Raw genomic sequence first — 13,321 nt, 5'->3', positions numbered from 1 at the left:
CAGATCATCGGGATTCTGAGCGAAGTCCATTGGAATGCCTCCCCCTGGATCGCGTCGCGACCCCGTCTTCGGGCATAGATTGACCGCGGACCTCGCATAAACAATCCACAATAGTTTTCGACCACCTATGCCGGTTTGCTATCGCTCCTCTGTAGCTCGCCCTGCCAGACGCCCTCGCTGATCATGGCGGCCACCTCATCCCGCAGGATCAGCTCGAAGCGCTGCACGGCGAGGGACGCGGCCCTCCCCGTCGGCCGCGCGACGACCAGCTTGCGGGAGAGCTGCGGGTCGCTCACCGGCACCGCCGCCAGCAGCCCGTCGCTGACCTCCTGGTGCACCGACGGCATGGGCAGAACCGTCGCGCCAAGCCCGCGCGCCACCAGGGCCTTCAGCACCTGCAGCGCATCGGCCTCGACCGGAATGCTGAGGCTGACACCCTTGCGGCGCGCCTCATGCTCGATCAGCAGCCGCAGCCCGTGCTGCGGGCCGGGCAGGATCAGGTTCCGCGACGCCAGTTCCCTGAAAGTGATGGTCGCCTTCTCCGGCCTCTGCCTGGCCAAGGTCACGAAATGCAGCTTCTCGACCAGCAGTGGCGCGTAGCGGATATTGCCGCCCTGTTCCGAGCCGTAGATGACCGCGATGTCGATCTCGCCACTGTGCAGCCATTCCAGAAGATAGCCGCTGAAGGCCGTGGCGACACGCAGGCGGACATCGGGATAGAGCTGCAGGGAACGCTCGACCAGGCGCGTCGCCAGCACATCGCCCACGGTGGGCGGCACGCCCAGCACCACCTGCCCGCGCACCGCCCCCGCCTCCTGGCTGAGATCGGAGCGGGTCTCCTCGATCTGCCGCAGGATGCTGCCGGCCCGGATCTTCAGCAGCTCACCCGCCCGGGTCAGGACCATGCCGCGCCCGTGACGGGTGAAGAGGGTGACACGAAGTTCCTCTTCCAGCATGCGGATCTGCCGGCTCAGCGCCGGCTGCACGATCCGCAGGCGATCCGAGGCCTTGCTGAGGCTGCCGAGTTCCGCGACCTGGATGAAGGTGTTGAGTTGCTTAAGGTCCATTCGCTATCTAATTCTGGCATAGCGCCTTGAGCAACATTCTAATTCCGTCACGCTCCGGCCGGGCCTAAGCCAGTGCCATACTGGACTCGTGGCGGAGAAAGATCCCAAGAGATGGTGGATAGCCCAGCACTGCCGACGCAGGGGTGGCAACGCGACGTCTTCGACGTCCTGAAGGCCGCCAACGTCAGGCATATCGTCTATGTCCCCGATGCCGGGCACTCCACCGCCATCCGCTTGGCCGAGGCCGATGAGGAGATCCGCTCCGTCGTGCTGACGACGGAGGAGGAAGGCATCGGCTATCTGGCGGGCGCCTGGCTCGGCGGCGAGCGCGGCGCGCTGCTGATGCAGTCGAGCGGCGTCGGCAACTGCATCAACACCCTGGCGCTGCAGACCTGCACGCGCTTTCCGCTGTTGATGGTCGTCACCATGCGGGGCGACTGGGCCGAGTTCAACCAGTGGCAGAACCCCATGGGACAGGCCACCGAGGCCTCGTTGAAGCTGATGGGCGTCCTGACCTGGCGCGCCGATGATCCCAAGGATGTCGCGCCGCTGCTGCGTGGCGCCGCGACCATGGCGTTCGATGGTGATTCGGCCTGCGCGGTGCTGCTGGGGCAGCGGCTGATCGGCGAGAAGGAGTGGGTGAAGTGAGCGCGGGTGGCACTCTCGACAGGCGCCTTGTCGTCGCGGATCTGCTGAAGGATCGTGACCGCCTGATGGTCGTCACCGGCCTCGGCTCGCCCTCCTACGATGTGATGGCTGCGGGCGACCACGACCTGAACTTCTATCTCTGGGCCGCGATGGGCAGCGCCGCGATGGTCGGCCTCGGCCTGGCGCAGGCGCAGCCGGATCGCCCCGTCCTGGTCGTGACGGGCGATGGCGAGCAGCTGATGGGTTTCGGCGCCCTGGCGACGATCGCGCTGCGCAAGCCGCGCAACCTCAGCATCGTCATTCTCGACAACGGCCATTTCGGCGAGACCGGCATGCAGCCGAGCCATGCCGGCCAGGGAATCGAGTTCGCCCGCGTGGCCGAGGCCATGGGCTACCCGAAGGTCGATGTGGTCACCGAGTTGCAGGGAGTGGAGCCGCTCCGCCGGCGCGTGCATGCCTGCGAAAGCCTGAACCTCTCCGTGGTGAAGATCTCGGCCGTGAACATGCCTCGCGCCCTGCCACCGCGCGATGGCGTGTATGTCAAGAACCGCTTCCGCCTCGTGCTGGGCCACAAGCCCGCGTGACCTCGGCGGACGGCCAGTCGCTATCCCCCTGAGTGGCCCTGGGCGTCCCACCTTCTACGGGGGCGCCCGCTGGCGTTGTGGACCCGCGGGTCCGAGCAGAGGCCACAGGGGCATTGCGTCCGGCGGCGGAGACAGGAAAGAGAGAAGGATGCAGGGTGTGACGCGCTTCAGGAACACTGTGAACGGCCAGCCGCGCGGTGGGGACCAGTGGATCGCGTCCCTGAACCCGTTCGACGGCGAGGCCTGGGCCGAGATTCCCCGCGGCACGGCCGCCGATGCCGACGAGGCGGTGACGGCGGCCCACAAGGCCTTCAGCAGCGGCCCCTGGCCCGCGATGACGGCGACGGCGCGCGGCAAGCTGCTGCGGCGCTTCGGCGATCTCATCCTGCGTGATGCGGAGAAGCTCGCCGCCATCGAGGTCCGTGACAACGGCAAGCTCTATGCCGAGATGCTGGGCCAGCTCCGCTACATTCCGGAATGGTTCCACTACTTCGGCGGGCTGGCCGACAAGATCGAGGGCAGCGTGCTGCCCATGGACAAGCCAGAGATGTTCGCCTTCACCAAGCCCGAGCCGCTTGGCGTCGTGGTCGCCATCACGCCCTGGAATTCGCCGCTGCTGCTGCTGGCCTGGAAGCTGGCGCCGGCGCTGGCGGCCGGCTGCACCGTGGTGATCAAGCCCTCCGAATTCACCTCCTGCTCCACGCTGGCGCTGATGGAGCTGGTGGCGGAGGCGGGATTCCCGCCGGGTGTGGTTAACACCGTCACCGGCTATGGCTCGGAGATCGGTACCGCGCTCTCGGAGCACCCGCTGGTCGCCAAGCTCGCCTTCACCGGTGGCGACGCGACCGGAACGGCGGTCTATTCCTCGGCGGCCAAGGGGCTGAAGCACGTCACGCTGGAGTTGGGCGGCAAGTCGCCGAACATCATCTTCGATGACGCCAGGCTGGAGGACGCGGTCAAGGGCGCGATTTCCGGCATCTTCGCGGCCTCCGGCCAGACCTGCATCGCCGGCTCGCGCCTGCTGGTGCAGCGCTCGGTCTATGAGGAGGTGGCGCAGAGGGTCACGGCCTTCGCCGGCACGGCGCAGATGGGCGACCCGATGCTGGACACCACGCAGGTCGGCCCCATCACCACCGTCCCGCAGCGCGACAAGGTCCTGTCCTATATCGACATGGCCCGGCAGGAAGGCGCGCGCTGCCTGCTCGGCGGCGGCAGGCCCTCGCGCCCGGATCTGGCGAGGGGCTGGTTCGTCGAGCCCACCATCTTCGCCGATGTGGACAACAGCATGCGCATCGCGCGGGAGGAGGTCTTCGGCCCGGTGCTGTCCATCATCCCCTTCGAGGATGAGGACCACGCCGTCGAGATCGCCAATGACACCGTCTACGGCCTGGCCGCGGGTGTCTGGACCGGCAGCACGCGCCGTGCCTTCCTGATGGCCGACAAGCTGCAGGCGGGCACGGTCTGGGTGAACACCTACCGCGCGGTCAGCTTCATGGCGCCGTTCGGCGGCTACAAGAAGAGCGGCATCGGGCGGGAGAGCGGCCAGGCCGCCATCCGGGAATACCTGCAGACCAAGACGGTCTGGATCAACCTCGCCGAGGGTGTCTCCAACCCCTTCGTGCTGCGCTGAGAAAAGGCCGCGCCGGATCACGTCCGGCGCGGTCATGACGTCCGGAATCGCCAAAAAACAAGGGAGGATCGGCCATGCGGCGCCGTACCGCGTTTCAGCTCGCCGTAGCGCTCGCTGCGACACGCCCCACCCTCGGGCGCGCGGCCACCACGCCCTGGCCAACCCAGCCGGTGCGGCTCGTCTGCCCCTTCGCCGCGGGCGGGCCGACCGATGTGGCCGCCCGTCTGCTGGCCGAGGGCCTCTCCTCGCAACTGTCCCAGCGTGTCCTGATCGAGAACCGCACCGGCTCCGGTGTCCTGGTCGGAACCGAGGCGGTGGCCAAGGGACCGGGTGATAGCCACACCATGCTCTACAGCACCATTGCCCATGCGGTGCTGAGGCCGCTCTTTCCCAATCTCAGCTTCGACCCCGTCGCCGATTTCCAGCCGGTGGCGCTGGTCGGCACGGTGCCCATGCTGCTGATGATCAACAACGCGGTCCCGGCGCGGAACCTGCAGGAGCTGATCAAGCTGTTCCGTGACCGCCCCGGGGACTACAACTACGGCAGCTCCGGCGCGGGCGGCGCCGTGCATCTGGCGACGGAGTTGTTCCTGCAGCAGGCCGGCTAGCTGAAGGTCAATCATATCCCCTATCGTGGCGCCGCGCCGGCCATGCCGGATCTCCTGAACGGCAATCTCACCATGTTCCTGAACGTGGCGTCGGACGGCATCGCCAGCGTGCAGCGCGGGCAGACCCGGGCCCTGGCCGTCAGCTCCGGCCGGCGCCTGCCGCAACTTCCCGACGTGCCGACCTTCGCCGAGGCGGGGCTGCCGGGTTACGAAGCCTACACCTGGCACATGGTCTTCGCGCCCGCCGGCACGCCTTCGGATGTGGTGACGCGGCTCAACGGCGCCGTAAACGCGGCGTTGCGGGTGCCGGCCCTGCAACAGAGGCTGGCCGATCTCTCGGTCGAGCCGAGGCTCGACAGCACCCCGGACACGGCCGCGGCCTGGCTTGCCTCCGAGATGGCGAAATGGGAGCCGCTGGTGCGCGCCGCCGGCATCACCGCGCAGTAGGGCGGCCGTCGCGGCGGCACCATCCTGAACGGGGGCCCTACAATCCGGCCGGTGCTCCACCGGGCAGGGGGCGACGGTTCAGCAGCTCGCGCAGGCTTTCCTCGAACCAGCCATCGACGATGCCGCGGGCGGTGGAGCGCAACGCCTGCGTCTCCACCCGCGGCATCCTCTGACGATGATCGGGCGGTCCGCCCATCTGCCATTTCCGGATGCGGATATTCCAGCCGGCATCCTCTCCCTCGCGCAGGATCAGGCGGTAGCCGCGGTAGAACTCGATCGTCAGAAGCTCCGCACTTTTCATGGCACCGATCCTGGCTTGGCATGCCGGCCTGCCGTGGCACGATCCGCGTGGAGTTCCGGGAACCCGCGGCCCGCGCGCCAAGGCGTCCTTCCGGCCCGTTCGTCCCGGCCGAGGCTCCGCTGGAGCCGGAGGCCGGGCGCTGCTGATGACGCCCCGTGGGGCACGCGGTCGCGTCACGATCGACCGCCAGATCGATCATCCACCAGGCGCCGACATCACGAAATTCGAATTTCGTTCGATCAGCCATGCCGGATTTCGCAGGCTTTCCTGCGGCGGTCCATTCCACGCGCATCCCGGCCTTCCGCACCACCTCCTGCCGGCGTTGACTGTCCCGCCGCAGGAACTTTCCGAATTCCTCCGGGGAGGCTCCTGTCCGGATCTCCGTGCCGTCATCCTCAGACAGCGCCGCAAGCCAGGTTGGGCAAGGGCCTTCGTCAGCGCGGCATGCAGGTTCGCGGCCCGGCGGGACGCTGACCGCCGTCATCGCCGGCCCGGAGGGGGGAGGATCAGGCGAATGGCGGCGTCATGGCCGGCTTGCTTGGCCGCCCACCCGGAGGAGGGTTCTCCGAGGCGGGCCTGAGCGGCTCCGCCCCCGGTCCCCCGGGCGGCCCCGCCGGGCAGCGAAGGCGCCCTGGCCGCCGCGCCACGGGCGCCCATGCGCGCAACGGGGGCCGCCCTCCCTCAACAAGCCCTGGACAAGCGCCGCGCGGCTGCCGACAAGGCTCCCATGCCGACGCCCGCACCCCTCGACCCCGCCCGCGCCTCGCAACTCGCCGCCGAATTCGGCCTGAAGCCGGATGAGTACGACCGGGCGCTCGCCATCCTCGGCCGCACCCCCTCCCTCACCGAGCTCGGCATCTTCTCGGTGATGTGGTCCGAGCACTGCTCCTACAAGTCGAGCCGCGTCTGGCTCCGCACCCTGCCCACCAAGGCCCCCTGGGTGATCCACGGCCCGGGCGAGAATGCCGGCGTGATCGACATCGGCGACGGGCTGGCCGCCATCTTCAAGATGGAGAGCCACAACCACCCGAGCTTCATCGAGCCCTACCAGGGCGCCGCCACCGGGGTGGGGGGCATCCTGCGCGACGTCTTCACCATGGGCGCGCGCCCCATCGCCAACCTCAACGCGCTGCGCTTCGGCGCGCCGGACCATCCGAAGACCCGGCATGTGCTGGATGGCGTGGTGCGCGGCATCGGCGGCTACGGCAATTGCGTGGGCGTCCCCACCGTCGGCGGGGAGGTGAACTTCCACCCGGCCTACAACGGCAACCCGCTGGTCAACGCCATGACCGTCGGCATCGCGCCCAAGGGGCGCATCTTCCTCTCGGCGGCGGCCGGCATCGGCAATCCGGTGGTCTATGTCGGCTCCAAGACCGGGCGGGACGGCATCCACGGCGCCACCATGTCCTCGGCCGAGTTCAGCGCCGATTCGGAGGAGAAGCGCCCGACCGTCCAGGTCGGCGACCCCTATGCCGAGAAGCTGCTGATCGAGGCCTGCATGGAGCTGATGGCGACGGATGCCATCGTCGCCATCCAGGACATGGGCGCCGCGGGCCTGACCTCCTCCTCGGTCGAGATGGCGGGCAAGGGCGGCGTCGGCATCGAGCTGGTGCTGGACGACGTTCCGCAGCGCGAGACCGGCATGAGCGCCTATGAGATGATGCTCTCCGAGAGCCAGGAGCGCATGCTGATGATCCTGAAGCCCGGCGAGGAGCATGTCGCCGAGGCGATCTTCCGCAAGTGGGAGCTGGATTTCGCCGTCATCGGCCACCTGACCGACACCGGCCGCATCGTCATCCGCCACAAGGGTCAGCTCGAGGCCGATATCCCGCTGGCGCCGCTGGAAAGCGAGGCGCCGCTCTACCACCGCCCGACCGCCGAGACACCGCGGCAGCCGGTGCTCGACCCCGCCGGCGTCGCGGACCCGCTGGGCCTCGAGGCGGCGCTGCTGAAGCTGGTGGGCAGCCCCGACCTCTGCTCGCGCCGCTGGATCTGGGACCAGTATGACAGCACGGTGGGCGGCCAGACGGTGAAGCGCCCCGGCGCCGCCGATGCCGCCATCGTCCGGCTGGAAGGCCTCGCCCGCGCGCTCGCCATGACCACCGACTGCACGCCCCGCTACTGCGCGGCGGACCCGGAGGAGGGCGGCCGCCAGGCGGTGGCCGAGGCCTGGCGCAACATCACCGCCACCGGCGCCCTGCCGCTGGCCATCACCGACAACATGAATTTCGGCAACCCCGAGAAGCCCGAGATCATGGGCCAGTTCGCCGCCGCCGTGCGCGGCATGGCGAGCGCCTGCACCGCGCTCGACTTCCCGGTCGTCTCCGGCAATGTCTCGCTCTACAACGAGACCGAGGGCCGGGGCATCCTGCCCACCCCCGCCATCGGCGGCGTCGGCGTGCTGGAGGAGGCGGCGCGGGCCGTGGGCTATGGCCTCGCCCCCGGCCTCGATCTGGTGCTGATCGGCGAGACGGCGGGCTGGCTCGGCCAGTCGCTCTGGCTGCGCGAGGTCGCCGGCCGCGAGGAAGGCGCCCCGCCCCCGGTCGATCTGGCCGCCGAGCGCCGCCATGGCGATTTCGTTCGCGCCCAGATCCTCGCCGGCAAGGTAGCCGCCAGCCATGACTGCGCCGATGGCGGCCTGCTGGTGGCGCTGGCCGAGATGGCCATGGCCGGCACCGCCGGCGTCACCCTCGAGGCCGCGCCGGAGGGCCCGCCCGCCCACGCCTTCTGGTTCGGCGAGGACCAGGGCCGCTACGTGCTGGCGGTGCGCGACGGCGCCGCGCTGCTGGCGGCGGCGGCGGCGGCCGGCTTGCCGGCGCGGCGCCTGGGCCGCTCGGGTGGCGGGCACTTGGTTCTGCCCGGCGGCGCCGCCATATCGGTCGAGGCCCTGCGGGATGCGCATGAGCGCTTCCTGCCGGCCCTGATGGCCCGCTAAGTTCCAGCCGGAGAGGAGAGCGCCATGGCGATGCCCGCCGCGGAGATCGAGGCCCTGATCAAGGCGGCCTTCCCCGATGCCGAGGTCACCATCGAGGACCTCGCCGGGGATGGCGACCACTATGCCGCGACCGTGGTCTCGGAAGCCTTCCGTGGCCGCTCGCGCGTGCAGCAGCACCAGCTCGTCTATGCCGCCCTGCAGGGCCGCATGGGGGGCGAGCTGCATGCCCTCGCCCTGCAGACCTCCGCGCCCCCGCAATAGGATTCCTGCCAATGAGCAACCCGACCTTCGACCGCATCCAGGCCGAGATCACCGAGAATCCGGTGGTGCTCTACATGAAGGGCACGCCGGTCTTCCCGCAATGCGGCTTCAGCGCCCGCGTGGTGCAGGTCCTGAGCCATGTCGGCGTGCCCTTCAAGGGCGTGAACGTTCTGGAGGACGCCGAGATCCGCGAGGGCATCAAGGCCTTCACCAACTGGCCGACCATCCCGCAGCTCTATGTGAAGGGCGAGTTCGTCGGCGGCTGCGACATCGTCATGGAGATGTTCCAGAATGGCGAGCTGACCGCCCTGCTCGACGAGAAGGGCATCCCGCACCAGGCCGCCGCCTGATGCGTCCCTTCCCCTGGCCGCCGGCCGCGGGGAGAATGGAGGCCGGGGGCGATCCGCTCCCGGCCTTTTTCGTGCCCATCCGTACGAATGCCGCCGCGCCGCGCCGGCTCAACCTCGCCGCCGCCGGCGTGTTCCGTGGCCGGGCCTTACCGGGATTGACCACCGCATGACGCAGAACGACCTCCGCACCCTGCTGAACATCGCCCTGCCGCTGCTGCAGCCGCTGGCGGGAATGATGGCGCCGGTCTTCGGCCTCGGCCACACCATGGCGGAGATGTCGGCCCGCAGCGAGACGCCGGTGGTGCCGCAAGGCTATGCCTTCTCGATCTGGCTGGTGATCTTCGCGCTCGCCATCGCCTGGGGCATCTGGCAACTCCTGCCGGATGGCGGACGGGACAGCCCGGCGGCGCGGCGCCTCGGCTGGCCGCTGGCCGTCGCCTTCGCCGGCTGCATCCTCTGGATGGTGCTGGGCCAGACCACGGAGAATGGCTGGCACCTCGTCCTGGTCATGCTGGTGGTGGTGGCGGCGAGCCTGGCCGCCTTCCTGGCCAATCGCCGCCTGGTGCATGAGGGGCAGGCGGGCGGCTGGCCGGAGCGCTGGATCGTCCGGCCGCTGGTCGGGCTGCTGGCCGGCTGGGTCTCGGTCGCGGCCTTCGCCAATATCGCCGGGGCGGCGCGGCTGTCCGGCGCCATCGCCGCCGACGGCGCGGCGGGAACCCTGGCGGCGGTGATGATCCTGCTGGCGGCGGGCGGCTTCACCCTGGGCGTGCTCTGGCTGGCCAAGGGCTCGCCCTGGTACGCCGCCGCCGTGGCCTGGGCGCTGATCGCCATCCTCTATGCCAACACCGCCGGGCGGGAGCTGAACATCGCCGTGGCGATCGTCTCCGGCGCGCTGGCGGCGCTGGTGGTCGGCATGGCGTGGCAGCTCGGGCGGATGCGGCGACGCTCCCTGGCCTCCTGAGGGAGCGGCCTCAGCTCAACGCCGCCCGCCGGCCCGGCCACACACCGGGCCGCACGGAGCCGGCCGTGATCAGGCCATAGGCGGTGATGCCGAGCGCCACGCCGAGGAAATGCCCCTCCAGCCCCAGCCCGAGCGGCCCCGCCAGGAGGGCGCCGCCGCCCACCGCCACGCCGAGCCGGGTGACGGCCGCCAGCACCGGGCCGCTCATGCGCCCCGCGCCCATCGAGGCGAAGTAGAGCGCCATGCCGAGGCCGAAGCCGCCGAAGGCCGGGCCGGTATAGGCCAGTCCCCGGGCGGCCACGGCCACGACGGCCGGATCGCTGGTGAAGAGGCGGGCGAAGCCGGCCGGGAACAGGCCGACCAGCAGCCCGAGCAGGCCCGCCACGCCGAGCGCCACGAAGCCCCCGGCCCAGGCGGTGCGCCGCGCCATTGGCCAGTCCCCCGCCCCCGCGGCGCGGCCGACCAGCGCCGTCAGCGCCGAGCCCACCCCGAAGGCCAGCGGCACGGTGAGGAACTCCAGTCGCGCCGAGATGCCATAGGCCGCCACTGCCACCGGCCCGTAGACGGCGAGTTGCCGCGTCACCAGGATGGTGGTCAGGTTGGCGAGGGTCGCCAGCGCGCAGGCGACCAGACCGACCGAGAGGATACGGCGGAACAGCGTCGCTGAGGGGCGCATCCGCAACCGGGGCGTGAAGCCGGCGCCGCCGCGGCCGACGATCAGCGCCATCAGCAGCGCCGCCGCCCAGAAGACCGCCGCGAAGCCGGCACCCACCCCTGCCAGCCCCATGCCGAGCGGCTCGCTGAGCAGCCAGGCCAGCGGCGGAAAGGCGATCCAGGCCAGCGCCAGGACACGCGCCGCGAGGGCGTGCCGACCGCCGCCCCGCAGCACCGAGGCGAGGGTATTGGCCAGCCAGACCGGCAGCGCCCCGACGCCGAAGAGCCATATGGCATAGGGCGCCGCGGCCGCGGCCGCCTCGGGCCCGGCAATGGCGCCGAGCACCGGTCGCGGGAAGCCGGCGAGAAGGACCGCGAACAACAGCCCGCCGCCCAGCGCGATCAGCAGGGCATGCAGGACCAGGTCCGCCGCCTCCTCCTCGCGCCCGGCGCCGAGGGCGCGGGCGATAGCCGCGGCGACGCCGCCGCCCATGGCGCCCGCCGACATCTGCTGCAGCAGCAGCGAGAAGGGCAGCACCACCGCCCAGCCGGCCAGGGCCGCCAGCCCCTGCCGCGCCGCCAGCCAGGTCTCGGTCAGCTGTGCCGCCGCCTGCAGCAGGGCGATGGCGGTGGTGGGCGCCGCCAGCGCCCCGATCCGGCGCAGCAGCACGGCCACGCGCTCATTCCCGGCCTCGGACATCCCGGCCCCTCCCCCTTGTTCCGCCATGCAACACGATCGTTCGCAGTGCAGCAAGTCATGCAGGGCGGAGGGGAACGGCGCGGAGCCCTCTACCGGGAGGCAGGCATGAAAAAAGGGAGGGCGCCTCGCGGCACCCTCCCCTGTCGTTCCGTCTCCAGCTCCGGCCGGAGCGCCCGGTCAGCGCGAGTAGAACTCGATGACCAGGTTCGGCTCCATCTGCACCGGATAGGGCACGTCCGAGAGCTTCGGGGCGCGCACGAAGCGGCCCTTCATCTGGCGGTGGTCGATCTCGAGATACTCGGGGACGTCGCGCTCACCGCTCTGCGCGGCATCCAGCACGGCGACCAACTGCTTCGACTTCTCCTTGACCTCGATCACGTCATTGTCGCGCACGAGGTAGGAGGGGATGTTCAGCCGGCGGCCATTGACCAGGATATGGCCATGGTTGACGAACTGGCGCGCCGCGAAGGGGGTCACGGCCAGCTTCATGCGGTAGATCACCGCGTCCAGCCGCCGCTCCAGCAGCTCGATCAGGTTCTCGGAGGTGTCGCCCTTGCGGCGCACGGCCTCCTCGTAATACTTGCGGAACTGCTTCTCGCCGATATTGCCGTAGTAGCCCTTCAGCTTCTGCTTGGCCATCAGCTGGACGCCGAAGTCGGTCGGCTTCTGCTTGCGGCGCTGGCCGTGCTGGCCGGGGCCATACTCGCGCTTGGCGACCGGGGACTTGGCGCGGCCCCACAGGTTCACGCCGAGGCGGCGATTGATCTTGTACTTGCTTTCCGCGCGCTTCGTCATGCGGCGGGCTCCTTCTTGTTCTGCGGCCTCGGCCTTGGGGGCTGCGGTCTCGCGTTGGTGTCCCGGTAGTCCCGAGGCTGGAAGGCCAGGGGCGGGACGCGTGACGGGGCACGCATCCGCTTTCCCGGAAAGGGTGCGGCGCTTTAGCCGTGGCGCCGGCGGGAGTCAAACACGGCGCCGCCCCCCAGGGCCGCCCCCCCGGCGCCGAGGCGAGGGAGAAGTGTTGCCCTGCATCGCGCGCCCGCTTATCCGTCGGGCATGGTGTCGCGATCCGAGATCCTGATCCTGGGCCTGACGGCGGGGGTGGCGGGCAGCCTGGTGGGCGGGCTGATGCTGGGCATCGGCCTCGGCCTGGTGGTCAACGGCGTCCATGCCGGATGGGTGCTGGTGCTGCCGGCGGCCCCGGTGGCGGGCCTGCTGGGCTATGCGCTGGCCCGCCGCCTGGCGCGGCGTCTGCCGGGCTGAACCGTCGGCCGTTATTCGGCCGCCGCCGGCATGGGAAGCAGCCCCTGGTGCAGGGCCGCAATCTGCCGCGGCGACTTCACCGGATGATAGAATTCCAGGGGCCCCATGGGCCGCACCCTCTCGTGGTTGAAGCCCTCGGGGCTGTAGATCGGCGCATCGAGCACGCGGCGCGCGACGGTGTTGAGATCCTCCAGCACCATGTCCAGGGACCGTGCGAGGGTCGGGATGACCACCTCGTGGTGGCCGTTCCAGCCGCCGCGATAGGCGGCATCGAGCGCCGCCATCAGGCGGCCGGAATAGCGGGAGAGCGGCAGGAAGCAGGCGCTGGCGGCCGCCCGGATACGCGCCTCCTCCACCGTCTCCGGTCCCGCGTCGCGGAAGGTCAGGGTCGGCCAGTGCACCCAATCCGGATGCTGCTCGCGGCGGCGCAAGTAGCTGCCCAGCAGGTCGGCCCCGCTGCCGGCCTCGACCGCCAGCAGCCGGGGCAGGCCACGCGGCGCGCAGACATCGAACTCCATCACCCAATAGGCCTCGTAATCCGGCGCCTGGCGCCAGATGGCGAGCGGAATCAGGTCGGCGTTGCCTGGCTTGACGAAGGGGCGGACGGTCTTGCGCGGATAGTCGGGAATGAACAGGTCGGACTTGCGGAGAAAGACAGCGCCCGCCAGCGCATACTGCTCCGCCTTCTCCTGCAGCGGCTCTGTCAGGACCAGCACCACATCCAGCGCGTGCCCCAGCTCGGCCTGGCATTGCCAGAACCGGGCCAGCACCACCTCGTCCAGAAGATGGCTGATGAGCAGCAGGCAGGTGCGGTTCCGCGGCGGGGCGAGCGGCAAGGCTTTCGGTCTCCTGCAACCTGGCCGCTAGGCTAGCCCGACCTTTCCATCCGACACAAGAAGATGCGGGCGACCACCG

Annotated in this window: 13 protein-coding genes and 1 pseudogene; 9 read left to right on the top strand and 5 right to left on the bottom strand. The window is 70.2% G+C overall.

Translation table 11 applies throughout. The features are described 5' to 3' along the window. Window positions 1-125: 125 nt before the first annotated feature. Entirely contained in the window at window positions 126-1,067 is a 942-nt protein-coding gene (locus tag D9598_RS06425; protein ID WP_198365548.1) for a LysR family transcriptional regulator, read from the bottom strand. 111 nt (window positions 1,068-1,178) lie between these two features. Between D9598_RS06425 and D9598_RS06420 the strand changes: the two genes are divergently transcribed. From D9598_RS06420 to D9598_RS06405, 4 genes and pseudogenes are all read left to right on the top strand, one after another. Further along, the gene (locus tag D9598_RS06420) at window positions 1,179-1,715 is read left to right on the top strand and encodes a thiamine pyrophosphate-binding protein (protein ID WP_198365547.1); all 537 of its coding nucleotides are present in this window, start codon (window positions 1,179-1,181) and stop codon (window positions 1,713-1,715) included. Continuing rightward, the gene (locus tag D9598_RS06415; protein WP_198365546.1) at window positions 1,712-2,299 is read left to right on the top strand and encodes a thiamine pyrophosphate-dependent enzyme; all 588 of its coding nucleotides are present in this window, start codon (window positions 1,712-1,714) and stop codon (window positions 2,297-2,299) included. Before D9598_RS06420 ends, D9598_RS06415 begins: the two co-directional genes overlap by 4 nt. 157 nt (window positions 2,300-2,456) lie before the next feature. Beyond that, on the top strand, window positions 2,457-3,929 hold the full coding sequence (locus D9598_RS06410) for an aldehyde dehydrogenase (protein ID WP_370591947.1): 1,473 nt from the start codon (window positions 2,457-2,459) through the stop codon (window positions 3,927-3,929). Window positions 3,930-4,003: 74 nt separating this feature from the next. Further along, a pseudogene (locus D9598_RS06405) lies at window positions 4,004-4,984 on the top strand (Bug family tripartite tricarboxylate transporter substrate binding protein). A 37-nt stretch (window positions 4,985-5,021) separates the two neighbouring features. Here D9598_RS06405 and D9598_RS06400 read toward each other — a convergent pair. Next, on the bottom strand, window positions 5,022-5,285 hold the full coding sequence (locus tag D9598_RS06400) for a hypothetical protein (RefSeq protein ID WP_198365544.1): 264 nt from the start codon (window positions 5,283-5,285) through the stop codon (window positions 5,022-5,024). 727 nt (window positions 5,286-6,012) lie between these two features. Here D9598_RS06400 and purL point away from each other — a divergent pair. The 4 genes from purL (at window position 6,013) to D9598_RS06380 (ending at window position 9,792) form a co-directional block, all read left to right on the top strand. Beyond that, window positions 6,013-8,220, top strand: a complete 2,208-nt coding sequence (gene purL, locus D9598_RS06395) for a phosphoribosylformylglycinamidine synthase subunit PurL (RefSeq protein WP_198365543.1) — start codon at window positions 6,013-6,015, stop codon at window positions 8,218-8,220. A gap of 24 nt (window positions 8,221-8,244) precedes the next feature. After that, window positions 8,245-8,481 (top strand): BolA family protein, encoded by a 237-nt coding sequence (locus D9598_RS06390; protein WP_198365542.1) that lies wholly within the window; start codon window positions 8,245-8,247, stop codon window positions 8,479-8,481. A gap of 11 nt (window positions 8,482-8,492) precedes the next feature. Next, the gene (gene grxD, locus D9598_RS06385; protein WP_198365541.1) at window positions 8,493-8,831 is read left to right on the top strand and encodes a Grx4 family monothiol glutaredoxin; all 339 of its coding nucleotides are present in this window, start codon (window positions 8,493-8,495) and stop codon (window positions 8,829-8,831) included. A gap of 166 nt (window positions 8,832-8,997) precedes the next feature. After that, entirely contained in the window at window positions 8,998-9,792 is a 795-nt protein-coding gene (locus tag D9598_RS06380) for a hypothetical protein (protein ID WP_198365540.1), read from the top strand. A gap of 10 nt (window positions 9,793-9,802) precedes the next feature. Here D9598_RS06380 and D9598_RS06375 read toward each other — a convergent pair whose 3' ends face one another. Together D9598_RS06375 and rpsD are read right to left on the bottom strand one after the other, a co-directional pair. Next, on the bottom strand, window positions 9,803-11,146 hold the full coding sequence (locus D9598_RS06375) for an MATE family efflux transporter (RefSeq protein ID WP_198365539.1): 1,344 nt from the start codon (window positions 11,144-11,146) through the stop codon (window positions 9,803-9,805). Between the two features lie 177 nt (window positions 11,147-11,323). After that, on the bottom strand, window positions 11,324-11,941 hold the full coding sequence (gene rpsD / locus D9598_RS06370) for a 30S ribosomal protein S4 (RefSeq protein ID WP_198365538.1): 618 nt from the start codon (window positions 11,939-11,941) through the stop codon (window positions 11,324-11,326). A 258-nt stretch (window positions 11,942-12,199) separates the two neighbouring features. Here rpsD and D9598_RS06365 point away from each other — a divergent pair, with 258 nt between their 5' ends. Continuing rightward, complete coding sequence (locus D9598_RS06365) at window positions 12,200-12,406, top strand: hypothetical protein (RefSeq protein ID WP_198365537.1); 207 nt, start codon at window positions 12,200-12,202, stop codon at window positions 12,404-12,406. 11 nt (window positions 12,407-12,417) lie between these two features. On the opposite strand, the gene D9598_RS06360 is transcribed toward D9598_RS06365, so the two are convergent. Next, window positions 12,418-13,242, bottom strand: a complete 825-nt coding sequence (locus tag D9598_RS06360; protein ID WP_198365536.1) for a hypothetical protein — start codon at window positions 13,240-13,242, stop codon at window positions 12,418-12,420. Window positions 13,243-13,321: the final 79 nt, after the last annotated feature.

Source organism: Roseomonas sp. KE0001 (assembly GCF_016107285.1).
Taxonomy (GTDB): Bacteria; Pseudomonadota; Alphaproteobacteria; order Acetobacterales; family Acetobacteraceae; genus Pseudoroseomonas.
This window is presented reverse-complemented; position numbering and strand designations above follow the sequence as displayed.

What these genes read in the sequence shown, in the direction of transcription:
- D9598_RS06425 (WP_198365548.1), bottom strand. Translation starts at nt 1,067, where the DNA reads ATGGACCTTAAGCAACTCAACACCTTCATCCAGGTCGCGGAACTCGGC.
- D9598_RS06420 (WP_198365547.1), top strand. Translation starts at nt 1,179, where the DNA reads ATGGTGGATAGCCCAGCACTGCCGACGCAGGGGTGGCAACGCGACGTC.
- D9598_RS06400 (WP_198365544.1), bottom strand. Translation starts at nt 5,285, where the DNA reads ATGAAAAGTGCGGAGCTTCTGACGATCGAGTTCTACCGCGGCTACCGC.
- purL (WP_198365543.1), top strand. Translation starts at nt 6,013, where the DNA reads ATGCCGACGCCCGCACCCCTCGACCCCGCCCGCGCCTCGCAACTCGCC.
- D9598_RS06390 (WP_198365542.1), top strand. Translation starts at nt 8,245, where the DNA reads ATGGCGATGCCCGCCGCGGAGATCGAGGCCCTGATCAAGGCGGCCTTC.
- grxD (WP_198365541.1), top strand. Translation starts at nt 8,493, where the DNA reads ATGAGCAACCCGACCTTCGACCGCATCCAGGCCGAGATCACCGAGAAT.
- D9598_RS06380 (WP_198365540.1), top strand. Translation starts at nt 8,998, where the DNA reads ATGACGCAGAACGACCTCCGCACCCTGCTGAACATCGCCCTGCCGCTG.
- D9598_RS06375 (WP_198365539.1), bottom strand. Translation starts at nt 11,146, where the DNA reads ATGTCCGAGGCCGGGAATGAGCGCGTGGCCGTGCTGCTGCGCCGGATC.
- rpsD (WP_198365538.1), bottom strand. Translation starts at nt 11,941, where the DNA reads ATGACGAAGCGCGCGGAAAGCAAGTACAAGATCAATCGCCGCCTCGGC.
- D9598_RS06365 (WP_198365537.1), top strand. Translation starts at nt 12,200, where the DNA reads ATGGTGTCGCGATCCGAGATCCTGATCCTGGGCCTGACGGCGGGGGTG.